The sequence below is a fragment of the Streptomyces sp. NBC_01689 genome (genome assembly GCF_036250675.1).
Taxonomy (GTDB): Bacteria; Actinomycetota; Actinomycetes; order Streptomycetales; family Streptomycetaceae; genus Streptomyces.
In genome coordinates this window covers 1,466,801-1,492,759 of sequence record NZ_CP109592.1, presented here as the reverse complement: position 1 = coordinate 1,492,759, position 25,959 = coordinate 1,466,801, and the positions used below count along the sequence as shown (strand labels likewise).

Sequence of the window (25,959 nt, the reverse complement as noted above, 5' to 3'; positions counted from 1 at the left end):
GCCGTCCCCGCTCCCCGCGGGGACTGATCACCTGTACACCCTGAGAGGACCCTCCCTTGGCGTCACCGCCCCCGGCACGGCAGCACCGAGCCCGCCGCCGAGCCGACATGTCGCTGATCGGAGGCATCCGCCCGCCGATCGCGGTGCTGTCGGTGCTCCTGCTGTCACTCGCCGGTATCACCGCGCTCGTGCTGGGACGCGTCGACAACGCCGGGGTACCCAAAGCGGTGCTGACGTCGCAGCAGCACTTCGCGGAGGACGGCGCCATCGCGCTGCGTGCCTCCATCGACGAGTCCGTCACCGACCTCACCCGGTCCGCCGCGCTGTTCAGCGCCGGCGAGCCGGTCTCCGGTGACGCCGCCCTCGACAAACTCGGCAGCACTTACCAGAAGTGGACCGGCACCGCCATCGTCGAGATCCGCTCCGGCAAGCTGGTCGCCGCCCGGGGCGAGACCGTACCGCTGACCTCGGTGAACACCGCCGGTCTCGGCGACGAGGGCGGCCTCGCGCCCCGCATGGTCCGGCTGAAGAACGGCGAGACGCGCCTGCTGTCCCTCGCCCTGCTGTCCTGGCCGGGCAAACCGCAGTTGCTCCTGGTGGCCTCCAGCAACCTGACGTTCCCGGGCATCAGCCTCGGCCAGTTCCGGTCCATCGCCGTGGCCGACCAGAACGGCGCGATCCTCAGCAGCGACGGCATCGCCGAGCCGGAGCAGGTGCGCAACGGCACCGACCGCGCGGACATCAAGGCGTCCAACAAGCAGCTGAAGTCCTTCGCCCAGCTCGCCGCCCGCAAGGCCCGACAGGACCCGCGCAGCAGCAAGGAACCCGGCACGGGCGGCTACCAGGGCGTCAGCGGCAGCGTGGTCGGCGGACACGTCCTCAGTAACCGGTCCGTCGCCGGATACGCCACCCTGGCCGCGCCCGCGCCCGGGGAGACCACCACCGCCTCCGGCCTCGGCCTGTCCGTCGTCGCCATGGCCAAGGTCAGCGAGGACCCCACCCGCACCCAGTCCGTGGTGTTCGGCCTGCTGGCGGGCGGCGCGCTCCTGGTCGTCGGCGCCGTGGCCGTGGCCGTTCTGCTGGGTACCGTGCAGCGCCCGCTGATCCGGCTGTTCCTGGAATCCCGCCGGCTCACCCGCGGGGATCTGACCCGGCCCGTCAGCGTCCCCGGCTACGGCGAGGCGCGCCGCATCGGCAGCGCCCTGGAACGCCTGCGTCGCCAATTGCTCGGCGAGAGCGCCGACACGACCGGCGCCGCGGCACGCCCGCGCGGGCTGCGCCGGGTCGGCACCCGGGCCCTGCTGAGTGTCTGCGCCGTCCTGCTGCTGGCCTGGTCGGTACCGCTGATGCTGCTCGTCAACCGCGCCGACGGCAAGGCCGTCGTGCCCCAGCAGCTCGTGAGCGACCAGCGGGAACGCACCGACACCCTCAGCGACCGGGTACGCCGCGCGCTCAACGAGGGCAGCGCCGACCTGGACTCGGTCGCCTCCCTCATCGGCAACCGCACCGATCCCGAGACCATGGGCACGGTACTGGAACGCACCCTCGACGAGAACCGGCGCTACCGCTCCCTGTACGTCGTCGACTCCTCCGGCCAGATCCTGGCCCGCAAGGGCAACAGCCCCAAGGTGATCCGCTCCCACCGGGTCTCGGACACCTCGATCAGGCTGCTGGGCCAGGGCGGCAAGGAGCCCGTCGTGGTCGCCGACGCCGAGATCCCCGGACGGAACGGTGCCCGGCTCGTCGGTGAGTTCCGCGTCGAGTTCATCAACGCGCTGCTGACCCGGCCGGGACTGGGCGTGGTCCGTCTCGTCGACGACCACGGCAGGATCATCGCCGGCAACACCGGTTTCCTCGCCTTCCAGGCACTGCCCGACGACCACCTCAAGGACCTGGCGGCGGCCAGCGCCCAGCGGCTCGGCAAGAAGGCCCGCGCGAACGGCGTGCTCTACCGCGAGCACGGCGTGCAGATCGCCGCGGCCGCCCCGTTCGCCGGCAGCGGTCCCGCCGAGTCCCTCGGCTGGAGCGTGGTCAGCTGGCAGGCCGCCAACCGCCTCGCCATCCCCGAGTACGACAGCCAGAACCGGACCGTGCTCGCCGGACTGCTCGGCGCCGCCGCGGCCGCCGCCTGCCTGGGCTGGATGCACATCGTGGTGGTCCGGCCGCTGCGCTCACTGGCCCAGCGGGCCGAGGCGCTGGCCGACGGCGACCGCAAGACCGTGCTGTTCCCGCAGCACCACGACGAGGTCGGCGCGGTCACCCGTTCCTTCGAACTCATCCGGCAGAAGCTGCAGGACCTGAGCCGGCAGCAACCCCGCCGCACCCCGCCCCAGGCGTCCGCGCCGCAGCAGTACACAAGGAACTGATCGCCCGTGCTCTTCCTCTACTCCGTACTGCTGGTGTGCTGCACGATCATGCTCGTCGCGGGCATCGTGGAGCAGCGTCGGCACTACACCAACCTGGACCACATACCCACCCGGGTGTTGATCAACGGCATCCGCGGCAAGTCGTCCATCACCCGGCTCTGCGCCGGCGCGCTGCGCGGCGGCGGTCTGACCACCGTCGCCAAGACGACCGGCACCGCGGCCCGGTTCATCCACCCCGACGCCACCGAGGAGCCGGTCTACCGCAAGTTCGGCATCGCCAACGTCGTCGAGCAGATCGGCATCGTGCGGCGCGCCGCCGCCTACGAGCCGGACGCGCTCGTCATCGAGTGCATGGCCGTCATGCCGGCCCTGCAGGAGATCAACCAGTCCAAGCTGATCCGCTCCACGATCGGCGTGCTGTGCAACGTCCGTGAGGACCACCTCGCCGAGATGGGCCCCACCCTGGACGACGTGGCGCGTTCCCTGTGCCGGTCGATGCCGGAGGACGGCATCTGCGTCACGGCCGAGAAGGACCGCTTCCACATCCTCCAGGAGGAGGCCGACGCCCGGAACTGCGAACTCATCTACGCCGATCCGGAGATCGTCAGCGACGAGGAGCTGCGCGGCTTCAGCTGGTTCACCTTCAAGGAGAACGTGGCCATCGCGCTGAAGGTGGCCGAACTCCTCGGTGTCGAACGGGAGACGGCCCTGCAGGGCATGTACGAGGCGCCGCCGGACCCGGGTGTCCTCTCCGTCGAGCGCTACGTCACGCCCGAGGGGAAGAAGCTGCGCTTCGCCAACGTCTTCGCGGCCAACGACCCCGAGTCGACGCTGATGAACATCAACCAGCTGCTCGACCTCGGCGCCATCCACCGCCCGGTCAACGTGGTCATCAACTGCCGCCCCGACCGCGTCGAACGCAACGGGCAGATGGGCGAGATCATCCCCGACCTCGACCCCGAGCGCGTCTTCGTCATCGGCCACCCGGCCAAGTCCGCCATCGACGCCATCCCCGCGGAGTTCCGCTCACGCGCCGTCGACCTCGGCGGCGACAAGCGCGACGCGCAGGAGTTCATGGCCCGGATGCTGGAGCAGCTCGGCCCGGACTCCTCACTGGTCGCGATCGGCAACATCCACGGCCAGGGCGAGATCCTGCTGGAGCACCTCGCCGAACTCCCGCCGGACGACAGCCCCGACGAGGTCGTGGACGCCGCCCCGGCCGGCAAGGCCGAGACGGCGCCCGCCGTGGTCGAACACGTCGAGACCATGCAGCTGTACGTGCCCCGTATCGACCCCTACCAGCGGTACTCGGAGGCGTACGAGTCGCGCTACGGACAGCAGCCGCACGTCGCCCCGCAGGTTCCCGTGCAGCGCGACGCCGCACATCCGTACCCGGACCAGGAACAGCGGGCGAACCGCGCCGGACACGGCCGGCCCTACCCGGACGACGCCCGGACCCAGCAGCACCACGGTGCCCAGTCCGCTCCGCACGCGCCGCAGGCGCGCCCGGAAAGCGGTACCGCACCCGGACAGGCCGCGCCCCGCGGGCTGTTCGAACCCCGTATCCCCCCTCAGCCTTCCGCCGACGAGAGCCAGCAGTGGCACAGCCCAGGAGAGCAGCGTTGATCCCCTCCGTCCTCACCCCCGAGATCGCCGCGATCGGCATCGGCCTGGGCCTGATGTTCTCGTTGATGTGCTACCTGGCGACCAACCTGTCGCCGGGCGGCATGATCACTCCCGGCTGGCTCGCCCTCACCCTCATCGAGGACCTGCAGCGGGCCGCCCTGGTGGTCGGCGTGACCGTACTGACGTACCTCGCCACGCTGTTGATGCAGCGCTTCGTGATCCTCTACGGCAAGCGGCTCTTCGCGGCCGTGGTGCTCAGCGGCGTGCTCATCCAGGCGACCGTGATCATCGTGCTGCAGATGGAGTTCCCGCTGCTGTACGCCAACCAGACACTCGGGTTCATCGTTCCCGGCCTGGTCGGCTACCAGCTGGTCCGCCAGCCCAAGGGCGCGACGCTGTTGTCCGTCGGCTCGGTCACCCTCGCCACCTATGTGGTGCTGACCGCCGGCATCCTGCTCGGCGCCATGCCCTCCACCTGAGTCCGCTGTCCCCGACGCAATCCTGGAGCCCCTCACCATGCCGAAGCGCAAAGGCCGCCCCGTCGTCCACACGGCGACGGTGCTGGCGCTGCTCGCGGGCAGCGCGTACTTCACCTACGAACTACGCAAGGACGAACAGGCGAAGGTCCCGGCCGCCCAGACGGTCACCGACAACGCCCTGCAGAACTCGGGCAAGGCCACCGGCAAGCAGACCTGGGAGCGCCTGAACGACCCGGCGCGATCGGTGCTGCGCGACGGCAAGGGCGCGATCATCGCCACCTTCACCGACGGCGCCCGAACCGCCACCCTCAAGGGCCCGTCCCGCACGTTCACCGAACCGGCGAACACCAGCACCAAGGTGATCACCGACGACTGGGTCCGGCTCATGTCGGAGCCCTGGACCAAGGGCGCCGAGAACCAGCAGTGGTTCAAGGACTGGTTCAAGCAGAACTACGGAAGCCAGGAAGACGACATCTTCGCGATCGCCTTCCAATACGTGCAGGGCGTGCCGGTCAAGAAGGACTCCGCGGGCGTACCGTACGCGGGCGACGCGGTGTTCGGCCCGTACAAGGCGGACGGCGTGGACCGCCTGGAACAGAACGACTTCTACGACTACCTCGGCATCCCGTACACCTTCCGCAGCGGGACCACGATGAGCCCGCGCCAGGAGCGTTACCGCGCGCTGGACTGCTCGGGGTTCATGCGGATGGTGTGGGGCTACCGGTCCCGCTACCCGCTGATGGCCAGCGACACCCTCGGCGACGGACTGCCGCGTTCGGCCAACGGCATGGCCCGGTCCAAGACCGGCGTCGACATCATCAAGCTCCAGGGCCCGTCCCCCTGGTACACCCGCCCGAAGAACACCGACATGCTGCAGCCCGGGGACCTGCTGTTCTTCAAGATGGACCACCGCACCGCCGACCACATCGACCACGTCGCCCTCTACCTGGGGCTGGACACCGAGGGCCACAAGGTCTTCATCTCCAGCCGCAAGGAGCAGAACGGCCCCACGATCGGCGACGCGGGTGGTGTCTCCCGCATCGACGGCAACGGCTTCTACGCCAAGCTGTTCCGCAGCGCGAAGAGGCTGTGATTCCCGGCGTCCCCTTTCGACGGCTTGCCACCACCACGGTGGCAAGCCGTTCCGGTTTTCCGGGCGCCGCGGGCCCGGCCCCACGGCTGCTTCAGGTTCACCGGCCGGGGTGCTCCGTCTGCCGCAGCCACGAGTCGAGCGCCGCGTAGTCGCTGTCCACCAGTCCCTGGCGGGGATCGACACGGTGCAGGAGGGCGCGCCCCGGGTGATGGTCGGCGACCCAGGACCGATCGGTGTCGGTGACCTCGTCGTCGACCCAGGCGAACGGGCGTCCGGCGGCCCATGCGACCAGGGCGCGCGTCTTCCAGTGCAGTCCGGCGCGTTCGTCCTGGTCGTCGATGCCGGACGGCTCCGGCCAGACCACCACCGACAGCCGTGGCAGACCGATGCGAGGGGCGATGCACTCGTTGGCGTCCGCCATCCAGGTCGTCGCCCAGACCAGCTCGCACGGGAGCGCGGCCAGCCGGATCCCGTGCCCGGGATCGATCCGGTCGAGGAGTGGATTCGCGTCGGCATCGGGTGGTTCCTGAGCCGTCGTCCAGGTTGGATACGGCCCGGACACCGCCCCGAACGGGATGAGCGGCCCGTCGACATCGAGAAAGAGCAGCGGACGACCCACGGAACCCATCACGGGAGCACGATAACGGCGGATCCCGACGCCGGGGGTTCAGAGTCCGGAGTGGTGCCAGGACACGGCTTTCCGGCGTAACACGGTTCGGGCGGGGGCTGCTGGCCTCAGGCGCCGAGCGTCTTGGCCAGAGCGTCCAGGCCGTCGCGGTAGATGCCGGTGAAGAGGTCGACCACTTCCTCGTCCGTGGCCCCCACGGGGACGAAGCGGCCGGACCACTGGACCTCCGCGGCGTTCTCGTCGCCGCTGATCCCGTGGACCCGCACCGTCGCCAGGTAGTCGACGACGGGGAAGGGCGCCTGCAGGATGTGGTAGCTGTAGTAGCGCTGTTCCTCGTCGAACGACATCAGCCGCTCGACGATGACCTCCCCGTCGGGATTCTTCAGGTGCCGTACGCGACCGCCCTCCGTGAAGGTGCTATCGGGGATGTACGGCAGCCAGTCGGGCAGTGACCCGAACCCGCCGATGACTTCCCACACGCGTGCGGGAGAGGCCGGGACGACCCGGCTCACCGATGTGGACGCCATGTCGCTCCTCCAGAACTCGTTCGGACGCCGGTGGACGGGCGACCGGGCTCATGCCCCGTCCGGCAGGGGCGCCAGGGGGCTGACCAGGCCGGAGTCGCGCAGATCGGCCCAGAATCCGGCGGGCACCTTCTCGTTGAACGCGGCATGGTCCTCGATGGTGTGGGCGGGCCGGGTCGCGCCCGGGATCACCGCCTCGGCGACGGGGTGCGCGAGGGAGAAGTGGAGGGCGGCGGCCTTGACGCTCACGCCGTGGCTGTCGGTGAGTTCCTTCAGCCGTGCGACCTTCGCCACGATCGCGGGCGGAGCGGTGACGTACTCGAAGTGGGTGCCGCCGGCGAGGATGCCGGAGCTGTAGGGCCCTCCGACGACCATGCCGACGCCCTGCTCCTCCGCCATGGGCAACAGCCGTTGCAGGGCGTGCGCGTGGTCGAGCAGGGAGTACCGGCCGGCCAGCAGGAACCCGTCGGGCTGCGGCTCGTCCAGCGCCAGGGTGATTTCGATGGGTTCGGTGCGGTTGACGCCGAGTCCCCAGGCCTTGATGACACCCTGGTCCCGCAACGCGGTGAGCACGCGGAACGCACCCGTGCGAGCCTCCTCGAATTTCTCCAGCCACAGGTCGCCGTGGAAGTCCTGGGCGATGTCGTGCACCCACACGATGTCCAGGCGGTCGGTCCGCAGGCGCTTCAAGCTGTCTTCGATGGAGCGTTTCGTCGCGTCGGCCGTCCACACGTGAACCATCTTGTTCGGGCGACCGTGAGCGAAGAGGTTGCCCTTCTCGCCGAGATCACGTGCGGCCGGGTCCTCCTCCTCGTCCAGGATGACCCGGCCGACCTTGGTGCTGAGGACGTACTCGTCGCGCGGACGGCCGGAGAGCGCGTTCCCGAGACGGATCTCCGCCAGTCCGGAGCCGTAGAAGGGCGCGGTGTCGAAATAGCGCGTGCCCTGTTCCCAGGCGGCGTCGACCGTGGCCGCGGCCTCTTCCTCGGGAACCGAGCGGAACATGTTTCCGAGCGGTGCGCTGCCGAACCCTATGTGTGCCGGGAGGATCTGATCGAGTTTCACCACATGCCCTTCCTGACTGAACCACCGCCCCATGCCCAAGTGCCGTGCGGTCCGCGGCCGAAGCCCGATCGGACGCGACCTGGGTGGGACGCCTCGCCATCGCCTCGGGCGCGTCATGTGTGCGCTCGGGCGTGGCAGGTGTGCGAGCGGGGAGCCCGGGACTCGCCGTCCTCCGGGCACGGGCCGTCGCTCGCCCTCGTCGATGCACGGACCCGTGGCGAGCGGTGCGGCGCCGACCGCGCGCCCGTGACGGGCCGGTCGTGGAGGTGCGCTGACGAGACCGGCGCCGCTGCCGCGATCTCCCGGAAGAGTCCTCCCCCGGACAGCACCGCACGGCGTCCCCGCGGCGGCCAGGAGAATCGGCATCGAACCTGGTCGGAGACCCTCACATGCCTCCTGTCAGCCTAGGCGCGGACACACCTCACGCGCATCTCGAAGGCAGGGCGCGAACGCCGCGGTGAAGCATCCGCCGCGTGCCGCGCAGCAGTTGCCCGACCGCCGCACGCGGCTGTCGCTCGCGCGGGCGGGGGCTCCGTGACCGGAAACCCCCGCCCCGGCGTCATGCCGGTGTCACGCCGTTCGCACGCGGGAGCCCGTGGCCTCGGGCGGCGCGGACGTGTCGTCGGTGGACTGGAGCCGCAGTTCGGGGGCCGGCCGGCGGAAGCCCCGGGTGATCACCGCCAGCCAGACGATGCCGAGGATCAGCCAGCCGAGGCCGAGTCGCACGGCGGTTCCGCCGAGTTGGGTGATCAGGTAGACGTCCACCGCGGCACCGGCGGCGGGCAGGAGGACGTAGCGGACGCGTGAGTGCCGGGTTCCGGAACGCCACTGCCGCACGGCGTAGGCGATCACGCAGAGGTTGACGACGGCGAAGCCGAGGAACGCGCCGAAGTTGATGAAGGAGGTGGCGTCGGCGAGGGACAGGTTCAGCGCGAGCAGGCCGATCCCGCCGATGACCAGCACGTTGGTGACGGGGGTGAGCAGTTTCCGGTGCAGGCGCCCGAAGATCCGCCGCGGCAGGGCGCCGTCCCGGCCCATGACGAACATCAGGCGGCTGGTGCTGGCCTGGATGGCGACGCAGGAGGCGAACCCGCCGAGCATGCCGACGATGTTGGCGACGTCCGCGAAGGTGTGTCCGCCGACGGTGGTGGACACCAGGTAGCCGGCGGAGTTCTCGTCGGTGAAGGAGCCGCCGGGGTGCGCCCACTGCATGAGGAAGGAGATGGCGATGAAGATGCCGCCGCCGGTCAGCACGGTCAGGATGATGCTGCGCGGGATGGTGCGGCGCGGGTCACGCACCTCCTCGCTGAGCGTGCTCACCGCGTCGAAGCCGAGGAAGGCGTAGGCGGCCACCGCGGCGGCGGCCGTCACGGACGACAGGCTGGTCGCGTGGTTCCAGAAGGCGTGGCCCGCGGCGGGGGCGCCCCCGTGACCGAGGCCGTGGCGGGCGCACAGCACCGCGAGGACGACGAGGACGGTGGTCACGCCGACCAGCAGGATCCGGTTGACACGGTCGGCGGCCTTCAGGCCGACGACGTTGACGACGGTGGCCAGGACCACGTTGATGACGAGCCAGGCCCACTCAGGGACGGCCGGGAACTGGGCGTGGAGGTAGATGGCCTGGAGCAGCCAGGCGACCATCGGCAGGAACAGGTAGTCGAGCAGCAGCGCCCACCCGGCGAGAAAACCGATGCGCGCGTCGAGTTCCTTGCGGGCGTAGGTGTAGACGGACCCGGAGCTCGGGTGGACCTTGGCCATCTTCGCGTAGCTGAGTCCCGTGAGCAGCATCGCGCCCGTGGCGATCATGTACGCGGTGGGCGCGGCGCCCTTGCTGGTGGCGGCGATCACTCCGAAGATCGAGGTGACGACGGCGGGGGCCATGTAGGCCACGCCGAAGGCGACCACGGAGAGGAGCCCGAGGTCTCCACGCATACGGGCCGGCTGTTCTGTCACGGCATTCTCTCTTCCGTCCGGGGACCACCGGTCTCGGTGGGGTGGCTGGGCAGAGGGGCCGGGGCGGTGGCGCCGGTCCACGTCGCGGGGTCGATCCGCCCCTGGTAGAGCGGCAGTTCGAGCGGGCGGTCGTCGGCCCGGAACTGCTGCCAGGGCCGGTTGAGGGCGGCGGTTCCCAGACGCCGGACGTTGGTGACCTCGTCCAGGTCGATCACGTCGGTGAGGGTGGTGTCGCTGTCGCCCGCGGCTTCGGACCGGACGGTGCCCTGCGGGTCGACGAGCAGGGTCCGGCCGGTGCCCACGGGCGCCGCGCAGTTGACGCTGGCGACGAAGAGCTGGTTGACGATGGCGTTGGCGCGGGCCAGGACGAGTTCCTGGGACCGGTCGCTGCCGGAGGTCTGCACGAAGTTCAGCACCAGCTCGGCGCCCATCCAGGCGAGGTGGCGGGTGGTCTCGGGGAACCACGCGTCGTAGCAGATCGACAGCCCTACGCGACCGATGCCGTCCAGCTCGAAGACGGTGAACTCGGCGCCGGGGGAGACCGTCTCGTAGGGCCGCCAGGGGAAGATCTTCCGGTAGGCCGCGACCCGCTCGCCGCGCGGGGAGTACACGGGAGCGGTGTTGTGGATCCGTCCGTCCGGCGCACGCTCGTAGACGCTGCCCGGGGCGAGCCAGACGCCGAGGTCACCGGCGATCTCCGCGAGAGCGCGGTCCCGCGGGCCGCCCATGGGCTCGGCGAGGAGTTCCGGCAGCTCGGAGGGGGTGGGGTGCGCGGCTCCGGCGGCCGGCCCGCCCAGGTGGAGCTCGGGGTAGACGACCAGCGGCGTGGCGGGCAGCCCTGCCGTGCGCCTGCGTACGTCGGTGGCCAGGCCGTCCAGGTCGTCGGCGCCGCGCTGGGCGGCCTGGGCCAGGACGAGGGGGAGAGCGCGGGACATAGTTCACCAGGTCCGACTCGGGAATTCGTTAAATGAAATTTAATTAACGAACGGAGTCAGGTCAATGGCCGGCACCGGTCGTCTTCCGGGGGTGTGCGAGCATGTCAGCCATGGCCCGACCAAGAAACCAGGTGGAGCGCCGCGCCCAGCTGATCGACGCGACCGCCAGGACCGTGGTGGACCTCGGGGCCACAGCCACCAAGCTGCGGGATGTCGCGAAGGCCGCGGGCGTCACTCCCGCCTCGGTGCTCTACTACTACACCGACATCCATGAACTGTTCGCGGCCGTGTTCGAGCGCAGTGCGGCCACGTACTTCGTCAGTCGCGAGGACGCCATCGCGCGGGCTGAGGGCCCGGTGGAGCGGCTGCGGGCCTGCATCCGCACGGGCGTGCCGTGGCCCGGAGAGGCCGAGGAGAGCACCCGGCTGCTCTTCGAACTCTTTCCGGTGGCGTTGCGCAACGAGAGTGCCGCCCAACGGCAGCGCGCCTTCGTCGATCAGCAGAGCGAGCTCTACCGGCAGGTACTGGAACTGGGCCGGGAGAGCGGCGAGTTCACACTCTCCGGGGATGCGCGGATCCTCGGGCGCTCCTTCGTGGCGCTGGAGGACGGCTACGCGATGGACCTGCTGGTCGGCAGCGCGACCGCGCAGGAGATCGAGGGTCGCCTGCTCGACCACGCGGCGGCCGTCACGGGTCATCCGGCCTTCGGTCGAAGCGCTCAGTCGCGGCCTTGAGGGGCAGGCCGGGGGTGCGCCTTCGCGGTGGCGCGTGTCCGTAGTCCGTCCCGGAGGCGTACCCCGAGCACCAGCGACCCCGCCCCCAGGGCGAACGCGGCGGCCAGGCCGTTCAGCCAGGGGTAGTCGCCCTTGCCCGCGACCACGCTCCCGTCGTCCAGGACGCAGGTGAAGCCCAGCGGGAAATACGACGGTTCGTGCCCGGCGAGATGGTCGAGCTCGTCGGCGCTCAGGGACCGGCAGGGTTCGGCCGGGGACGAACTCGCCCCGGACTCCGCCGCGTTGGCGTACCAGTCGACGGAGCCGAGCCCGATCGAGTAGACGATCACGGCGGCCGCGGCCGCCATGGCCGCGCACCAGAGCGCCAAGTCCCTGGCCCAGTCCGGCCGGCGTCCCGGAAGGGCGACGGAGATCCCCTTCACCAGGACCGCGACGGTCCAGAGTGGCACGGCGAGGAGAGCGCCGTACATCAGCACGATGAACAAACTCCAGCCGCCTCCCGGACACCGCACGACCCGACGGCGACCTCGCCGTCCAGTGCGAGACGCGCGGCGGGACCGGTCGGTTCCCCGCCGTACGACCGGGGGGTCACACGCTGTAGCCGCCGTCCACCCCGAGGGCCTGCCCGGTGATGAAACCGGCGCGGTCCGAGGCCAGGAACGCCACCGCCTCGGCGATGTCCGTCGCCTCGCCGAAGCGGCGGAGCGGGATGTTGTGGCGGGTGATCCGCAGGGCCGTCTCGTCGAGCTCGCCGGAGGCGATCAGCCGGGCGGCGATGCCGTCGGTCAGCATGCCCGGGGCGACGCAGTTCACCCGGACTCCGTACCGGCCCTCCTCGGCCGCCAGCGCCCGCGCGACGGCCTCGACCGCCCCCTTCGTGCCCGAGGAGAGCCCGTCGCGGACCGGGAAACGGCGGGTGGCCACGGTGGTCACGGCGACGATGTTGCCCCGGCTCTCCCGCAGTCGTGGCAGCGCGGGATGGACGAGATGGAAGAAGGCCAGAGCGTCCGCCTCGAGCTGGGCACGGAACTGACGTGGTGTCACCTGGCTGAGGTGGACCATCGGCACGTGCGGGCCGGCCGCGTACACCACCGTGTGGAGGCCGCCGAAGGTGTCCGCGGCCTCGGAGACCGCCTCCGCGGTGGCCGTCTCGTCGGTCAGGTCGAGGGCCAGCGCGAGGACTTGGCGTCCGTGTTCGCGCACCTGGGTGACGAGCGCGTCGGCCCCGGCCCGGCCGGTGCGGTAGGTGAAGGCCACGTCGCTGCCGCGCTCGGCCAGCGTACGGACGACGGCCGCGCCGATCCCGCCGGTGCCGCCCGCGACGAACGCGGCGCCGGGCCTGCTGGAGAAGTCCGCCATGGTCCTCGCGATCCCTGGGAGTCGTGGACGCCGACCTGCCGCACCGCGTCGACTCGCAGGTCCCGGGGCGGGGTTCGCCGCGCGTCGCGTCGCCGGGTCGTCCGATGGCGCGCCGTGGGGCGGGAGTTGCCGGAGCGTGCGGTGCCCGCGCCCACCGTACCGGCCGCGAGGTCCCTGTTTCGGGCGGATGGTCCGACCCGGTTCAGGTCGTGGCCGCGAAGTCGCGTCGTGCGCCCGGAGGCCGGGCCGGGCGTCGCCGGGCGGACGAGACCTTGCGGACCCGGCCTAAGGGCTGTCCCGTCATCCCCGGCGGGCGCACGACGACAGCTACGGCACCTCGCCTCGTTGTCGGATCGCCCGAATACGCCCGGTATGAGGACGACCCTCCGCCTTGCGATGCACCGCATCTGACGCCGCGCGCTGATCCACCGGGGATGACGGGACAGCCCTTAGCGGTCAGCGGCCGGGTTTCCCTCGACCCACTGGATCAGCAGGTTGCGTACGTAGGGATTGCCCTCCTGCGCCGCGTGCGCCAGCCGCTCGGCGCTCGCGCGTGCCGCTCGCCAGGCCACCGGGGTGTCCTCGGTGTGTGCCGCGTCGGCGGCGGCGAGCGCGTCGGCCGCGAGGCCCCGGAGTTCCTCGCTGAGGTCGTCGTGCGCCGCGGCCCGGTAGGCCTCCAGGCGCAGTGCCGCCAGGTCGGGGACTCCAGCGGAGGGGGATGTGTGCGCGGGGGGCTGGGCGTAGCCGCTGACCGCTATCACCACGCAGAACGTCGCCACGTCCCGGCGGCTCTCCTGCTGCCCTCGTGCCACGGCGGGCCCGAGCCACGAGGAGGCCTTCCAGTGCGAGACCGAGGTGGCCGCGACGAGCGCCACGAACAGGGCGGCCACGGGGATCCAGCCGCCGAGGACGTAGCCGACCGGGCCGAGCACGACGAAGCAGGCTCCGCTGAGCATCCATATGCGCCGGCGGCCGATTCGCAGGTGTCGGGACTCCATGACGTTCAGTGTCGCAGGAGCGATGGCGCAGCCGTGCGGCGGCGGGGGGATTCGGGGAGAGTCCCAGGACATGTCCGCCGGAACCGTGGCCCGCGAGCGGCCGTGCGGCGCCGTACGCACCGCTCCGGTTGGACTTGCCGCGGTGTCTCGGGGATCCGGCGTCCTAGGACGGCGGTCACGGACGTGAACGGACATGCGTCGTGAACGGCGCGCGGTGTGAATGGCCGGAGATCGCCCTGACCCTCGGGCATCGGGCTACATACGATGCGGTCGATCCCGGACTTCACGGCTCCTTCACATTTCCGGGTCGCCCATGCACATGGTTTTGTCATGTCCATGGTTCAACTGTTCACGCTTGATCCAACGCACTGGTCTGCGACGGTGCCTCCCGTACGCGGAAGGCACCGCACCCCCCAATTCGCGGCGGCACACGATCCGTGCCGCCGGAAACGCCAACGCAACGGATGGGAGCACCATGGCTGGTGGGCTGCTTCTGGGTGGCGCGATAGCCGCCCTGTTCGCCACCGCACTGCCCGGACCCGACCCCTCCTCCGGGATCGTCGACCCGCCTCCGGACAAGATCGTCATCAAGGTGGCCACCGTGAACGGCTCCGGCTGCCCGCAGGGCACCGCCGCCGTCGCGGTGTCCCCCGACAACACTGCCTTCACCGTCACGTACAGTGACTACCTCGCGCAGGTGGGGGGCTCCTCCGAACCCACCGCGTTCCGCAAGAACTGCCAGCTCAATCTGATCGTCCACGTGCCGCAGGGCTTCACGTACGCCATCGCCAGCGCCGACTACCGCGGCTTCGCCTCGCTCCAGCGCGGCGCCAGCAGCACCGAGAAGGCCTCGTACTACTTCCAGGGCTCCTCGAACACGGCGTCCATCACCCACCCCTTCGGCGGCCCGTACAACGACAACTGGCAGGCCACCGACGTCACGGACTGGGCCCAACTGGTCTGGGCGCCCTGTGGTGTCCAGCGCAACTTCAACATCAACACCGAGCTGCGCGTCAACGCGGGCACGTCTGCGCCGGGCAGTACCAGCTTCATGACCATGGACTCCACGGACGGCGACATCAGCACCGTCTACCACCTGGCCTGGAGGGAGTGCCCCTGACCGTGTCCCGGGGCCGCCGATCCGGCGACCCCGGGTCTCCGCGGGTTCTTGACCGGCTCTGCCGCATCGGAGCCGGTCAAGTCGATGGCTGTCGTCGTGCGCCCGCCGGGGATACCGGGACAGCCCTCAGGGCAGCAGCTTGTCGAGGGCGGCGGGCCCCTCCTGCGCCAGCTTGCGTTCGGCCCAGGCGAGGCTCTCCGGGGTGATGTCCCGGCCCGCGGCGAGCACCAGGTCCTCCGCGCTCACCTCGCCGTCGGCGCCGGTGTGCAGCAGTGCGTCGGGGGTCGTCCTCTCGTCGGACGGCACGGGCGAATCCGATTGGCTCGTAGACATGATCTCTCCCTGTTCCACCTGACCTGTTCTCACGCTACGGGCAAACCGGACGCCCCGCGCGACGCGTCCGGTACGGGTGCCGCGCGTGCGCGGTGCCCGTCCTGGGCGGTCCGCCGGCGCCCGGTCGCGGGTCGGGAGACGGTTCACGGGGGCCGCCGACCCGTTCGGACGTACAACGATGTCGGTCGGCTGAAGCGCAGGTGATGGTGGAGGCACCGCACTCCTGCGACTGAACGGAGCTTGTAATGCGTATTCGTCTGATGGCTGCCGCCGGGCTGGCGAGCGTGGCCCTCGCCGCCACCGCCGGGACCGCCTCCGCCGCCGACCCGACCCCGGTCGGTGCCGCCGTGGGCAGCCCCGGTGTCCTGTCCGGCAACGTCATTCAGATCCCCGTCGACCTGGGCCTCAACCTGTGTGGCAACTCGCTCGACGTGGTGGGCCTGCTGAACCCGGCGTTCGGAAACGCCTGCGCGAACAACTGACCCGCCAGGGCCGCCGGGCAGGGAGCCTGCCCGGCGGTGCGCGTCCGGTCACCGGACTCCGCCCGGCCGCCGATTCTCTCTCTTCCCGGCCCCACCCCGCCTCGTCCCTCCCAGGCCCTCCCCGCCCCGCCGTTCGCGGAGCCCGCCGTCCTGCGGGCGCGACGGCCCACCCCGCACGGGCGCGGCCGCCCGCAGGAGGGCGCGGAGCCCGGAGTGCCCGTCCCTCCCCGCGCCGGACCGTATGCGCGCCATGGGCCGGTGAGTGCCCCGGAGACCGGTCGTCGCCTTCCTGTGTCGGCGCCGGAACCGACACCTGACCTGCCGACCGTGACCTCCGCGTCGGCTCCCGCCCGCCTCCGCGAGGGCGCCGACCGTGACGGTGCCGGCTCCGAGGTGCCGGCGCGGCCGGACCGCACGACGCCGGCGTCAATTCCGCCTGAAAGCGCGTCCGTTCGGGACCGGAACAACCGTGGTGGTGCGGCCCGCCGCGCGCCGTCACCAGCGCCGTCGGCGGACCGTTCGCCGGCGGCGCCGACGCGTGCGGCCGGAGTCATTCCGGGGAGATGCCCCTCCTGTACGAACCTTGCCCCGGACGCCCATGCGGTCCTTCCGGCCCTTCGTGGTGGCCGTCGGCCGAGAGCACGCCGCAGACATCGCTGACGCTCACCGGGGGGCGGTCGCGCACCTCGTCGCCCATGTACAGCCGACTGGTCCGCCGACGCATACGTGACCCGGATCGCCGTGCCGATCGGTCCGCCCTCCGCCTTCGCACCGGCGACGGTCGGGCCGACGACGGCCGCGCGGACGCGTGGCGCGGGCTCGGCACGCGCCACGGTCCGCCCGCCGCGCCTGGAACGTGCCTGATCGAAGCCGGCGGTGTGCCTGCCTGCCTACGTGGCTACGTGCCCGATTGCTTGTGCCGCTGTGCCGCTGTGCCGCTGTGTTTCTGGGCGGTCTTGGGACCGCCGTGCGCCGTGCCGTGGAGCCGTCGTGTGCCGTGTGGGGCGTGGCCGCCCGATGCCAGGCGGATGCCGGGGCAACTGCCGTGGTCCGGAGGGTGAGTGGACGGCCAATGATTCCGCAGGAGACCCGCATTGGCCTGTACATGCCCAATTTCACCGGCCAGACTGTGCGCCGAAACCAGCACCCCCCACCCGAGGAGCACCCCTCATGCGCCTGCCTTCCCGGCATCGTTGTCACGCCGTTCTGGCCGGTCTCGTCACCCTCGCCACAGCGGCCGCCCTCTCGGTCGCCGCCACCGCGCCCGCCGCGGCCGCGGACACCTGGACCGAGGTCGGCTCCGACCGTGCCGACCCGCTGACCGAGAGCCAGGGCCTGGCCTCGGTCGAGGTCCCGGCCGGCAGCCCCAACCGGTACACGGGGATCGGCACGATCCCGTTCGGTCTCACCGTCCGCGGCTGGAACCACGTCGGCGACCCCGACGCCTCGTACAACGGCTACTACATCGAGCCGTACCAGGCCGACTCCGGCAACGCCAAGATGTACCGGGTGCAGGCACCGGGCGGCGCCTGGTCGGAGTACGTCCACACGCTGAGTCCCGGGGAGGCGCTGAACAACTCCTTCGACACCATCTCGCCGAACGGCTCCTGGATGGTGTCCGGCGAGTGGGGCACGATGAACCGGCTGCTGGTCTTCCCGACCCCCGGGGTGAACCCCTCCACCTCCCCCTCCGCGAACCTCCCGCAGGCCTCCAGCATCAACCTCGACCACGCCGTGCGGGACGTCCAGGGCTGCGACTTCGTCACGTCGACACAGCTGCTGTGTGCCTCCGACGACCCGGAGGGTTCGCTCTTCGGCATCACCAAGCCGCTGTTGCAGATCGACCTGTCCGCCGAGACCGGCACCTCCGACGTGACCGGCCACGTCACGGCTCTGCGCCAGCTCCCGCTGCGCAGCTCCTGCTCGGGCGGCTTCGAGGCGGAGGGCATCGACTACGACCGGCGCACCGGCACCCTGCGGGTGATCGTGGTGTCGCCCGGCTTCTGCGTGCTCACCGACAGCAAGACCTACCGGTTCACCAGGAGCTGAGCACACCCCGGTCACGACACGGGGGACCGACCGGAGCGTATGCGTCCGACGCGGGGAGGTCTAAGGTCGGAAGGAGGACCAGAATGATTGGGGGCGGCGGGCAGTGGTGCAGGACGAGGCCGTGATCGGCTGTATCGGGGAGCTCCTCGTCGGCACACGGGGAACCGCCGGCCCCGGCGAGATCCTGGTGCGGGTGAGAGGCGGATCCGAGACCTTCCTCGCCTGGTCGCTGGAGCCCCTCCCGATCGGGGCGACCGTGCTCGTGATCGAATCCCGGGGATGCCGTGAGGTCGACGTCATCGAGTGGACCGATCCGTTGGACGCGTTGGGCGGGGACCCCGCCGACGCCGGTTAAGGAGAAGAGCGATGTTCGGTTACCGCGTTCCCGCACCCGACGAGGCGATGCTGATCTCGGGCGGCAGGCGGGGACTGGGGGGCGCGCCGTTCCGCGTGGTGACGGGGCACGGCAAGTTCGTGCTCCCGGTTTTCCGCAAGACCCGTTTTCTCACCCTGTCGATGTGCGAGGCCGAGGTCACCGAGACCTGTGTGACCAAGCAGGGCATCGCGCTGCACGTCCGCGCCGTGATCGCCTTCAAGGTCGGCAACGACCACGAGAGCATCATCAACGCGGGCCAGCGGTTCCTGTCCGACCAGGACCAGATGTCGGTACTGACCGGGCGGATCTTCGCGGGCCATCTGCGGGCCATCATCGGCTCGATGACGGTCGAGGAGATCGTCACCGAACGGCAGAAGCTCGCCGCGGAGGTCCTGGACACCTCCAAGATCGAGATGGCCAAGATCGGTCTGATCGTGGACTCGCTGCAGATCCAGTCGATCGACGACGGCGACACCGGTTACATCGAGGCCATGTCGGCGCCGCACAAGGCCGCCATCCAGCGCCAGGCGCAGATCGCCCAGGCCCAGGCCACCCAGGCGTCGGTCGAGGCGGAGCAGGTGGCCGCGCGCAACCAGGCCGAGTACGCCCGCCAGACCGCGATAGTGAAGGCGGAGTACTCGGCCGAGGTGGACCGCGCTCAGGCCCAGGCGGCCCAGGCCGGACCGCTGGCGCAGGCCCACGCGCAGCAGGAGGTGCTGCTGGCGCAGACCGAACTGGCGCAGAGGGCGGCCCAGTTGCGTCAGCAGCAACTGGTGGCCGAGATCGTGAAGCCCGCCGAGGCGGAGGCCGAGCGGATCAAGGTGCTCGCCATCGCCGACGCGGAGCGCATGAAGATCCAGGCCGAGGCCGCGGCCTCGCACGACCGGGTGGCGCTGGACCGGATGCTGATCGACCAGCTCCCGCTGATCGTGAAGGAGGCCGCGGGCGGTCTCGCGGGTGCCAACGTCAACGTCCTGAACGGCGCGGACGGCCTCGGTGAGATCGCCGCCGGCCTGGTCGCCCAGGGTCTGACGATCCTGGACTCGGTCCGTCAGAACCTGAACGGCAACAACTCCGACGGCCGTTCCGAGAAGTCGGAAGCGCTCCTGGAGCTGCCGGGTTACCTGCGGACGCCGGAGAAGGGTGCCGACGGGAACGAGTCGCAGGACGGTTCGTCGGCGAAGGGCTGATCCTGAAGTGCCGCTCCGGGACCATGACTTCGGCGGCGTCACCTCGCCGGCGGGACGCGCTCTCCGCGTCCCGCGCCGAGGACTGCCTGCCCGTGGCGCGGCTCCCGGAGCGTCCACTTCCGTCGGCTTCCGGGAGGCCGGCCGGCGTCGCCCGGCCCGCGGCGGTGGCCATGGGTGACCTGGGCGGCGGAACACCGCCCGCGCCGCGGAGGGCGGCGCGGGCCGGCGTGTGAGGTGGCGGGGCGTCAGCTGAGCCATCCGGTCGCGCTGTTGCCCGACGGGAGCGAGGGCGGGAGTGCGGGAGGCAGCGGGCGCGGGCTCGGGACCGACGTACCCGAGGGCCTCTGGAGGAGACCGCCCGATGAGGGATCCGTGTTGAGGATCCATTCGAGTTCGCGTTGGATCCTGCGGGCCTCATTGCGGACCTGAAGCGGTATGTCCCCGCGTTCGGAGATCAGTTGGGCGTAGATCGGTGCTTCGTGCACGGGTGACGCTTCTCCTCGTGTCTGGTGCCGTGCCTCTACGGTAAGGCCGCGGCGACTTCACGGGAGTCATCCTCCCAGTTCGGCCAGAACCGGAAGAACTCGACCACGGAGTGGCACGTTCAGGGGGACGGTCCCGGCCCGAGACGTGGCGAAGTGTCCCAAGTGGTGTGACCGCAAGGCGCACCGGGTTGTCGGTGGCTTTCCGGGGGTATGGCGGGCTTGGACGTCCGAGGACGTGCAGGCGCGGTGCCGGGAGGCCGCCGGCCGACGTCGTGAGCACGCGCATCCGCAGCGAGAAAGGCATCCGATGAGGAGGACACCCCCTCGCCGAAGCGGCATGACCCCGGCGATCAGGCGGGACACCCCGGGAGCTCCGCCATGGCAGTAGAGATCATCTACGAGACCCACTCCACCACCACGGACAATGAGGCGGGCACCGCCACCGGCTGGTTCCCGGGCCGGCTGTCGCAGCAAGGACGTCGGCAGGCCCGTGAACTCGGCGAACGGCGACGCACCGGCGACATCGCGGCGGTGTTCACCTCCGACCTGCAGCGCGCCGTGGAGACCGCCCGCATCGCCTTCCCCGACGGCCGACCCCCCATCCACCAGGACAGCCGACTGCGGGAGTGCAACTACGGTGAACTCAATGGCGGCCCGGTCCACCTCATCGCCGCCCAGCGGGTACGACGCATCGACGACCCCTTCCCCGGCGGCCAGAGCTACCGGCAGGTCGTCGCGGCCACCGACGCCTTCCTCCACGACCTGGCCCGGCACTGGGACGGCAGACGAATCCTGCTGATCGCCCACTCGGCGAACCGATGGGCACTCGACTGCCTGCTCACCGGCGCCCGGCTGCACGACCTGCTCCAAGATCCCCCCAGCTGGCGAGCAGGATGGAACTACACGCTGCCCGCCGACCGGCCCGCTCAGCCCGGTGAGCACTAGGAGGAGATCCCCCGCGTCAGCTTCCTCTCCCAGAACACCTCGTCGTGCCACCCGCCGTCGGCGTAGAAGTGGTCGTGGGCGATGCCCCACGAGCTGAATCCGTGCTTGCGCAGGACCGCCTGGGACGCGAGGTTCTCCAGTTGCGTGTGCGCTTCCAGCCGGTGCAGGTCCAGCTCGTCCTCGGCGATCCGCAGCGCCAGACCGACCGCACGGCTCGTGTGCCCGAGTCCCTGATGGGAGGAGGAGACCCAGTAGCCGAGAAAGCCCTTCTGGAACGGGCCGCGCAGGATCGAGCTGATGCTGACCTGCCCGATGACGGCACCGTCGCCGACCACGACACCGGGCCAGGCGAGCCCCTGGCCGTGGGAGGCCAGCAGGGATTCGACGACGGAAGCCAGCGCGCGTACGTCTGTCTGTCCCGGGACAGCAGGGCGGCGAGAGCGGGGCCGTCGGAGGGCTCGATCAAGCGGATCGACGTGGCGCTCACGGGTGTTCGGCCCTTCTGCCGACTGCGGCGGGGTGTCGGTCCGCGGAAGTCCTGCGGAGACGGCCCTTCACGATCGCGTCGACGATACGCCGTGCCGGCCCGGTGGCTGTCCCACCGGGCCGGGACCGCGGGGCTACGAGCCGTTGGAGTTCGACGGGCCGAAGAACTCGATCTCCGCTATGGAGACCTGCTTGGAGGCGGCGGCGCCGTAGGCCGAGCGAATGATGAAGCGGACCGCGGTGACGTCACCGGCGCGGAACTTGCGGCTCTGGCCGCCCGCGCCCTGGTCGAGGGTGAGGAAGCGGGAACGGGTCTTGCCGTCGGCCGTGGTGACGAGGGCCTCGACGCGGTGCGGAAGGGCCGACTGCGAGAGCTGGTCCGCGCGCGTGGAGACACCCGGCGTGATGACCAGGTCGAGGAGCCGGGTCGGCTGCGCGAAGCGGGCCTCCAGCCACTCGCCGTCCCCGGACTGCGAGACGCCCGGTCCCCACCAGGTGTTGTTGAGTTTGTCGAAGGCGAGCGCGGGGCCGTGGCCGGGGAAGGAACGGGACGCCTTGTAGCTGTCGGGGCCGATCGGGGCCCGCTTGGCGAAGTGGTCCTTCACGGCCTGTACCGCCGTACCGGTGTTCATGGCGGCGACCACCACCAGGGTGAGGACGACCGCTCCGACCACCCAGTTCATGACGCGGCCGAATCCGTGCCGCAGTCGGGGCCGGTCGCCGGCCCACGGGGGCTGTCCGTCACGGGAGTTGAGCACCCGTCGCCACCAGGGCAGCCGCCCGGGGGTCTGCCGCTCGCCGGCCATCGGCAGGGCGCACCGGCCGCAGAAGTGCCGGTCCGGCCGGTTGGGCGTGGCGCACCAGGGGCAGGGTGTACCCCCCTCCGTCCCGGGTTCGGCACCCGGGGCGCGGACTTGCGGGCGGTTCGCGACGGGCAGGCCCGGCAGCACGGGTGCGACCGACGACGCCGCCGGCCGCTCCTCGGGGTCGGCCACCGGAACCAGCAGCGACCTGGCGCGTTCGGCCGCGACGTCCCGGGAGACGTCGGGGGCCGCCGACGGCAGGGGCTCGGTGTCCGCGGCGGCGTCGTGCGTCGGGGCGTCCGAGGGTGCGTCGGGGAGCGTCGGGTGGGCGCGCGGGACGTCCTCGACGGTTGCGTCCGGGCCGCCGTGGACCGGGTTTGCCGCACCCCGTGGACCGGCCGTGACGTCTGGGCCCGCGTCGCTGTGGCCCACGGTCCCGCTGGTGCTGGTGCTGGTGCTGGTGCTGGTGCCGGTGCCGGTGCTTTCGGCGTCGGCCGCCCCGGCCCCGTCCGTGTGCCCGTCCGTGTCCGTGGAGTCCGGGCCGGCCGTGCCCGTCCGCCGCCGCGCGACTCCGGCGCCGGGGTCATGGGCGGTACGCGCCGTCGCCGTACCCGCGGCCGGTACGGCGAACCCGTCCCGCCCCGGCTCACCAGCGGTGGACCCGGCCGTCGAGCCGCCGGCCCCGGACGCGTCGGCGTCCGTGGACCGTTCGTCCCGGGCGTCCGCGGCCGGTGGTGCCCCGTCGACGGCGACGGCGCCGGGGCTCCGGGACCCGGCCGCCTCCCCAGCCCGCGAACCGACCGCCCGGGCACCGGCCGGCACGGCCGGGCTCCCGGCCCAGTCGAGCACCGCGCCACAGGCGTCGCAGAAGGACTGCCCGGGCTCCGCCCGCGTGCCGCATTCGGCACAGGCGGGGGCACGCCCGGGTTCGGTGCCTGGGGTCTGGGTGGTCATCTCTCGGAAGTCCTTTCGGCGGCGGTCACCTGGACCGTGTAGGGCATGTGGGCGGGACGGGCGGCCGCCACGAGGCTCTCCAGCCGGTACTCGTCCGCCGGCGTCGGATCGGGCAGCCGCAGGGTGACGTGCAGCCGGGGACGGCGGTCGCCGGGGACCGGGCCGAGCGGGCGGGGGTCCCAGGCGGCGGCGCCGCTCTCGGTGATCTCCGGCTCGGCGCCGAAGGCGAGCCGTACCGCTTCGGCCAGACCGCGACGGGTGCCGCGCACCCGGTGCAGATACGCGGCGGCCGCGACGGCCGCGCGCAGCCGGTCGTCCGGCTCGGAGCCGTCGAGCTCGGCACCGACCCAGGTGCCGAGCCAGCGGGCGAAGTCGGCGGGCGCGAGCGCCGGGTCGAAGTAACTGTGCAGACAGTCGAGGGCGAGCAGGATCGGCGCCACGACCTCGTCGAGGCCCGCGACGAACCGCAGCGCGAGGTCGTCGTCGGCGAAGACCGCGGGGAGCATGGCGCCGATCGGCGCCGAGGACTCCAGGCCGTCGACGGAGCCCCTCATGAACCGTCTCCGATGACGCGCACCCGGTGGTCGAACGAGAAGACCAGCGAGGGGGCTTCGAGGTCGATCCGGTCGGTGGGGTCGCCCCGCTTGCCCGTCAGGGGGTCGGCGGGGTGGAGTTGCACCGCGTCGACGAGTTCGACGCCGGGGACACGCTGCAGCACCGCGAAGACCTCACCCGACTGCACGGGGCGGCCGAAGGGCCAGCCGGTTCCGTTCGCGCCGCCGGTGAGCGGGTCGAGATGGCGGTAGAGGGCGTCGTGCGCCTGACGGCGCACCCGGTCGGTGTCGACCCCGCGGAAGGCGTGCACGGTGGCGACGACGGTGACGCCCTGGTAGAAGGGCGGCCCGACCGCGAGCCGGGTGCCGATCAGCCGCCGCTCGTCGAGATAGCGGGTGATGCGCCGCAACAGGCTGTCACCCGGCACGAGTTGCTCGAAGCGCAGCCGCCCGCCCGGGTCCGGCACCGCCTGCGGGACGACCAGCACACGGACCGCGTACGCGCCGTGCTCGCCCTCGTCGCCCTCCAGACAGGTGATCCGGGCGGTCTCGGGGGCGGCGCGCCGGGCGAGTTCCTCGTAGTCGCGCAGGGTCACGGCCCGCTCCTGGGCGCGCAGGGTGATCGGGGCCCGGGTCTTGGCCTCCGCGACGGTCTCGCCGTCGACACCGCCACGCGCGGCCTCCCGGTTGACGACCTCGGCGACGTACGGCACCGAACTGCGCAGCACCTGCACGGCGCCCCGGGCCACGTTGCCGGCCCGGCCGCCGCCGGTCCGGTATCGGCGCGCGCGGATCACGGCGCCCTTGGGCGCCACCGAGCCGAACTGGCGCAATGTGCCGTCGGGTTCGCGGACGGCGGGCCCGAAGGAGATCTCGCCGGTCGCCGCGTCCAGGGCGATGTGCCGGTCGCCGGGGCCGGACGCGGCGAAGTGCGGGACGACGTCCCAGTCGGTCCAGCCGTCCCGCTCGGCCGTCTGCAGCAGGACCGGCGGGGTGTCCCCGACGACGGGGAAGCGGGTGAGCCGCAGCCGCTGCCCCGGCAGCCCGGTGGACTCGCCGAGCGCCTCGTCGTGGACCGTCTCCGCGTGGATCGCCGAGGCGGTGCCGCCGAGGGTGAACGCCGCGGCGGCCTGGACGGTCGGCGAGGTGGTGTAGAAGGGCTGGTCGGGCAACGGGTCGGTGACGCGGCAGCGCAGCCAGCCCGCCTCCTGGCCGCCGGTGCGGGACAGGGTGTGCCCGCCGGGGACGTGCAGGACGACGTCGCCGGGCCGGTTCAGTCCGCCGGTGCCGTCCCGGTCGACCTCGCAGGCGGTCCAGCCGTCCTCGGACCAGGCCTCCCAGACCAGCGGTGGCTGGCGCGGGTCGACACCGACACCGTCGACGCGGCTGTCGAGCTCCAGGGCGACCGCGCAGTGCGGCACGGCCGTGGTGAGGCCGAACAGCACGCAGTCACCGGGGGCGGGCGCCTCCGCGAAGCACAGCACGTCCTTGCCCTCGGCGAGGTCGGCGGTCCTGTCGGTGACCGGAAGCCCGTGGTGCTGCACCACGAGATGACGCAACGCGGTGGGGACGACGGTCAGTTGACGCTCGGTCGCGAAGACGACCGCCTCCTCGCTCTCCGTGCGCAGTGTCGCCGCCTCGGTGCCGACCGGCAGCACGATCGGCTCCTCCTGCGGCGCGGACAGCCAGAACGTGACGTCGGTGCGGGCGGCCGAGGGCGGGAAGAGGGTGATGCCCACGAGATCCAGGAAGGCCAGGTGGTTCTTCTCCGGGACCCGGTTGAGCCGGTAGACGATCTGGTCGGCCATGTGGGCGACCGTCTCCACGAGGGTGACGCCCGGGTCCGACACGTTGTGGTCGGTCCACTCGGGGGCGCGCTGCTGGATGTAGCGCTTGGCGTCGTCGACGAACTGCTGGAAGCGGCGGTCGTCGAGATTCGGGGAAGGCAGTGCCATCAGCGGTCGCTTTCAAGGGAGTTGCCCGCGCCGGAGGCGTCGGGATCCTCGTGGGAGGGAATGACGTAGAACGGAAAGACCAGGCTGCGGGGGTTGTTGGTGCCCCGGATCGAGTAGCGCACGTCGATGAAGAGCACGCCCTGGTCCGCGCCGGCCGTCACCTCGACGTCGTTGACCTCGATCCGTGGCTCCCAGCGGTCCAGGGTGGTGTACACCTCGTGCTGGATGCGCCCCGCCGTCGCCTCGTTGACCGGGGAGAACACGAGGTCGTGGATGGCGCAGCCGAACTCGGGCCGCATCGGCCGCTCGCCCGGCGCGGTGGCCAGCACCAGCCGGATGGCCTCCTCGATCTCCCGCTCCCCGCTGACCAGCGCGATGCCCCCGGTGGGGCCGATGCGCATGGGGAACGCCCAGCCGGATCCGACGAACTGCTCGGCCATCAGTGGGACACCCGCCTGTTCCTGACG

General features: G+C 71.5%; 25 protein-coding genes and 1 pseudogene. 11 read left to right on the top strand and 15 right to left on the bottom strand.

The annotated features are described in order from the left end of the window. Positions 1-107: 107 nt before the first annotated feature. The 4 genes from OG776_RS06340 to OG776_RS06325 are packed head-to-tail and all read left to right on the top strand — an operon-like array spanning position 108 to position 5,564. Entirely contained in the window at positions 108-2,366 is a 2,259-nt protein-coding gene (locus OG776_RS06340) for a HAMP domain-containing protein (protein WP_148011634.1), read from the top strand. 6 nt (positions 2,367-2,372) lie between these two features. Next, positions 2,373-3,992 carry a poly-gamma-glutamate synthase PgsB gene (gene pgsB / locus OG776_RS06335; protein WP_148011635.1) on the top strand — a complete coding sequence of 540 codons (1,620 nt, stop codon included), beginning with the start codon at positions 2,373-2,375 and terminating at the stop codon, positions 3,990-3,992. After that, the gene (locus tag OG776_RS06330) at positions 3,989-4,471 is read left to right on the top strand and encodes a poly-gamma-glutamate biosynthesis protein PgsC/CapC (RefSeq protein WP_148011636.1); all 483 of its coding nucleotides are present in this window, start codon (positions 3,989-3,991) and stop codon (positions 4,469-4,471) included. The genes pgsB and OG776_RS06330 overlap by 4 nt, the downstream gene beginning before the upstream one ends. A 37-nt stretch (positions 4,472-4,508) precedes the next feature. Beyond that, positions 4,509-5,564, top strand: a complete 1,056-nt coding sequence (locus tag OG776_RS06325; protein WP_148011637.1) for an NlpC/P60 family protein — start codon at positions 4,509-4,511, stop codon at positions 5,562-5,564. 97 nt (positions 5,565-5,661) lie between these two features. Here the strand turns inward: OG776_RS06325 and OG776_RS06320 are convergent, their stop codons facing one another. From OG776_RS06320 to OG776_RS06300, 5 genes are all read right to left on the bottom strand, one after another. After that, entirely contained in the window at positions 5,662-6,192 is a 531-nt protein-coding gene (locus OG776_RS06320) for an HAD domain-containing protein (RefSeq protein ID WP_148011690.1), read from the bottom strand. A gap of 107 nt (positions 6,193-6,299) precedes the next feature. Next, positions 6,300-6,719: an SRPBCC family protein gene (locus OG776_RS06315; protein ID WP_329319434.1), complete on the bottom strand. Its 420-nt coding sequence runs from the start codon at positions 6,717-6,719 to the stop codon at positions 6,300-6,302. A 48-nt stretch (positions 6,720-6,767) separates the two neighbouring features. Next, complete coding sequence (locus tag OG776_RS06310; RefSeq protein ID WP_148011691.1) at positions 6,768-7,781, bottom strand: aldo/keto reductase; 1,014 nt, start codon at positions 7,779-7,781, stop codon at positions 6,768-6,770. A 570-nt stretch (positions 7,782-8,351) separates the two neighbouring features. Beyond that, the gene (locus OG776_RS06305; protein WP_329319432.1) at positions 8,352-9,734 is read right to left on the bottom strand and encodes an APC family permease; all 1,383 of its coding nucleotides are present in this window, start codon (positions 9,732-9,734) and stop codon (positions 8,352-8,354) included. Further along, positions 9,731-10,669 carry a carbon-nitrogen hydrolase family protein gene (locus OG776_RS06300; RefSeq protein ID WP_148011640.1) on the bottom strand — a complete coding sequence of 313 codons (939 nt, stop codon included), beginning with the start codon at positions 10,667-10,669 and terminating at the stop codon, positions 9,731-9,733. The genes OG776_RS06305 and OG776_RS06300 overlap by 4 nt, the downstream gene beginning before the upstream one ends. 110 nt (positions 10,670-10,779) lie before the next feature. Between OG776_RS06300 and OG776_RS06295 the strand changes: the two genes are divergently transcribed. Then, positions 10,780-11,403: a TetR/AcrR family transcriptional regulator gene (locus tag OG776_RS06295; protein WP_261994757.1), complete on the top strand. Its 624-nt coding sequence runs from the start codon at positions 10,780-10,782 to the stop codon at positions 11,401-11,403. Here OG776_RS06295 and OG776_RS06290 read toward each other — a convergent pair. From OG776_RS06290 to OG776_RS06280, 3 genes are all read right to left on the bottom strand, one after another. Beyond that, the gene (locus OG776_RS06290; RefSeq protein WP_148011641.1) at positions 11,388-11,888 is read right to left on the bottom strand and encodes a hypothetical protein; all 501 of its coding nucleotides are present in this window, start codon (positions 11,886-11,888) and stop codon (positions 11,388-11,390) included. The two genes, OG776_RS06295 and OG776_RS06290, sit on opposite strands and share 16 nt — an antisense overlap. A gap of 103 nt (positions 11,889-11,991) precedes the next feature. Further along, entirely contained in the window at positions 11,992-12,762 is a 771-nt protein-coding gene (locus tag OG776_RS06285; RefSeq protein ID WP_329319429.1) for an SDR family NAD(P)-dependent oxidoreductase, read from the bottom strand. A 449-nt stretch (positions 12,763-13,211) separates the two neighbouring features. Then, positions 13,212-13,760 (bottom strand): hypothetical protein, encoded by a 549-nt coding sequence (locus tag OG776_RS06280; protein ID WP_148011643.1) that lies wholly within the window; start codon positions 13,758-13,760, stop codon positions 13,212-13,214. A 475-nt stretch (positions 13,761-14,235) separates the two neighbouring features. Between OG776_RS06280 and OG776_RS06275 the strand changes: the two genes are divergently transcribed. Continuing rightward, a complete protein-coding gene (locus OG776_RS06275) occupies positions 14,236-14,880 on the top strand; it encodes a DUF4360 domain-containing protein (protein WP_148011644.1) in 645 nt (214 codons plus the stop codon). Positions 14,881-15,006: 126 nt separating this feature from the next. Here OG776_RS06275 and OG776_RS06270 read toward each other — a convergent pair whose 3' ends face one another. Then, positions 15,007-15,213: a hypothetical protein gene (locus OG776_RS06270; protein ID WP_148011645.1), complete on the bottom strand. Its 207-nt coding sequence runs from the start codon at positions 15,211-15,213 to the stop codon at positions 15,007-15,009. Positions 15,214-15,458: 245 nt separating this feature from the next. Between OG776_RS06270 and OG776_RS06265 the strand changes: the two genes are divergently transcribed. From OG776_RS06265 to OG776_RS06250, 4 genes are all read left to right on the top strand, one after another. Next, positions 15,459-15,695 (top strand): chaplin, encoded by a 237-nt coding sequence (locus OG776_RS06265; protein ID WP_148011646.1) that lies wholly within the window; start codon positions 15,459-15,461, stop codon positions 15,693-15,695. Between the two features lie 1,170 nt (positions 15,696-16,865). After that, complete coding sequence (locus tag OG776_RS06260) at positions 16,866-17,744, top strand: hypothetical protein (protein WP_329319424.1); 879 nt, start codon at positions 16,866-16,868, stop codon at positions 17,742-17,744. A 103-nt stretch (positions 17,745-17,847) separates the two neighbouring features. After that, a complete protein-coding gene (locus OG776_RS06255) occupies positions 17,848-18,099 on the top strand; it encodes a hypothetical protein (protein ID WP_148014402.1) in 252 nt (83 codons plus the stop codon). A gap of 11 nt (positions 18,100-18,110) precedes the next feature. Then, complete coding sequence (locus OG776_RS06250; RefSeq protein WP_329319422.1) at positions 18,111-19,310, top strand: SPFH domain-containing protein; 1,200 nt, start codon at positions 18,111-18,113, stop codon at positions 19,308-19,310. Positions 19,311-19,555: 245 nt separating this feature from the next. Here the strand turns inward: OG776_RS06250 and OG776_RS06245 are convergent, their stop codons facing one another. Beyond that, positions 19,556-19,795, bottom strand: a complete 240-nt coding sequence (locus OG776_RS06245) for a hypothetical protein (protein WP_329319420.1) — start codon at positions 19,793-19,795, stop codon at positions 19,556-19,558. A 378-nt stretch (positions 19,796-20,173) separates the two neighbouring features. On the opposite strand from OG776_RS06245, the gene OG776_RS06240 reads away from it, so the two are divergent. Further along, positions 20,174-20,740, top strand: a complete 567-nt coding sequence (locus OG776_RS06240) for a histidine phosphatase family protein (protein WP_329319418.1) — start codon at positions 20,174-20,176, stop codon at positions 20,738-20,740. Here the strand turns inward: OG776_RS06240 and OG776_RS06235 are convergent. From OG776_RS06235 to OG776_RS06215, 5 genes and pseudogenes are all read right to left on the bottom strand, one after another. Next, positions 20,737-21,213: pseudogene (locus OG776_RS06235) on the bottom strand (GNAT family N-acetyltransferase); the annotation flags it as partial. The gene OG776_RS06240 and the pseudogene OG776_RS06235 overlap by 4 nt on opposite strands. A 147-nt stretch (positions 21,214-21,360) precedes the next feature. Further along, the gene (locus OG776_RS06230; protein ID WP_329319416.1) at positions 21,361-22,983 is read right to left on the bottom strand and encodes an NADase-type glycan-binding domain-containing protein; all 1,623 of its coding nucleotides are present in this window, start codon (positions 22,981-22,983) and stop codon (positions 21,361-21,363) included. After that, positions 22,980-23,537, bottom strand: coding sequence for a phage tail protein (locus OG776_RS06225; protein ID WP_148014398.1), 558 nt, complete (start codon positions 23,535-23,537; stop codon positions 22,980-22,982). The genes OG776_RS06230 and OG776_RS06225 overlap by 4 nt, the downstream gene beginning before the upstream one ends. Beyond that, positions 23,534-25,492: a putative baseplate assembly protein gene (locus OG776_RS06220; protein ID WP_329319413.1), complete on the bottom strand. Its 1,959-nt coding sequence runs from the start codon at positions 25,490-25,492 to the stop codon at positions 23,534-23,536. The genes OG776_RS06225 and OG776_RS06220 overlap by 4 nt, the downstream gene beginning before the upstream one ends. Beyond that, on the bottom strand, positions 25,492-25,932 hold the full coding sequence (locus OG776_RS06215) for a GPW/gp25 family protein (RefSeq protein ID WP_148014396.1): 441 nt from the start codon (positions 25,930-25,932) through the stop codon (positions 25,492-25,494). Before OG776_RS06215 ends, OG776_RS06220 begins: the two co-directional genes overlap by 1 nt. Positions 25,933-25,959 lie beyond the last annotated feature (27 nt).

What these genes read in the sequence shown, in the direction of transcription:
- OG776_RS06295 (WP_261994757.1), top strand. Translation starts at nt 10,780, where the DNA reads ATGGCCCGACCAAGAAACCAGGTGGAGCGCCGCGCCCAGCTGATCGAC.
- OG776_RS06230 (WP_329319416.1), bottom strand. Translation starts at nt 22,983, where the DNA reads ATGACCACCCAGACCCCAGGCACCGAACCCGGGCGTGCCCCCGCCTGT.
- OG776_RS06225 (WP_148014398.1), bottom strand. Translation starts at nt 23,537, where the DNA reads ATGAGGGGCTCCGTCGACGGCCTGGAGTCCTCGGCGCCGATCGGCGCC.
- OG776_RS06315 (WP_329319434.1), bottom strand. Translation starts at nt 6,719, where the DNA reads ATGGCGTCCACATCGGTGAGCCGGGTCGTCCCGGCCTCTCCCGCACGC.
- OG776_RS06285 (WP_329319429.1), bottom strand. Translation starts at nt 12,762, where the DNA reads ATGGCGGACTTCTCCAGCAGGCCCGGCGCCGCGTTCGTCGCGGGCGGC.
- OG776_RS06320 (WP_148011690.1), bottom strand. Translation starts at nt 6,192, where the DNA reads ATGGGTTCCGTGGGTCGTCCGCTGCTCTTTCTCGATGTCGACGGGCCG.
- OG776_RS06250 (WP_329319422.1), top strand. Translation starts at nt 18,111, where the DNA reads ATGTTCGGTTACCGCGTTCCCGCACCCGACGAGGCGATGCTGATCTCG.
- OG776_RS06300 (WP_148011640.1), bottom strand. Translation starts at nt 10,669, where the DNA reads ATGTCCCGCGCTCTCCCCCTCGTCCTGGCCCAGGCCGCCCAGCGCGGC.
- OG776_RS06260 (WP_329319424.1), top strand. Translation starts at nt 16,866, where the DNA reads ATGCGCCTGCCTTCCCGGCATCGTTGTCACGCCGTTCTGGCCGGTCTC.
- OG776_RS06275 (WP_148011644.1), top strand. Translation starts at nt 14,236, where the DNA reads ATGGCTGGTGGGCTGCTTCTGGGTGGCGCGATAGCCGCCCTGTTCGCC.
- OG776_RS06220 (WP_329319413.1), bottom strand. Translation starts at nt 25,492, where the DNA reads ATGGCACTGCCTTCCCCGAATCTCGACGACCGCCGCTTCCAGCAGTTC.
- OG776_RS06215 (WP_148014396.1), bottom strand. Translation starts at nt 25,932, where the DNA reads ATGGCCGAGCAGTTCGTCGGATCCGGCTGGGCGTTCCCCATGCGCATC.
- OG776_RS06340 (WP_148011634.1), top strand. Translation starts at nt 108, where the DNA reads ATGTCGCTGATCGGAGGCATCCGCCCGCCGATCGCGGTGCTGTCGGTG.
- OG776_RS06240 (WP_329319418.1), top strand. Translation starts at nt 20,174, where the DNA reads ATGGCAGTAGAGATCATCTACGAGACCCACTCCACCACCACGGACAAT.
- OG776_RS06270 (WP_148011645.1), bottom strand. Translation starts at nt 15,213, where the DNA reads ATGTCTACGAGCCAATCGGATTCGCCCGTGCCGTCCGACGAGAGGACG.
- OG776_RS06280 (WP_148011643.1), bottom strand. Translation starts at nt 13,760, where the DNA reads ATGGAGTCCCGACACCTGCGAATCGGCCGCCGGCGCATATGGATGCTC.
- OG776_RS06325 (WP_148011637.1), top strand. Translation starts at nt 4,509, where the DNA reads ATGCCGAAGCGCAAAGGCCGCCCCGTCGTCCACACGGCGACGGTGCTG.
- OG776_RS06265 (WP_148011646.1), top strand. Translation starts at nt 15,459, where the DNA reads ATGCGTATTCGTCTGATGGCTGCCGCCGGGCTGGCGAGCGTGGCCCTC.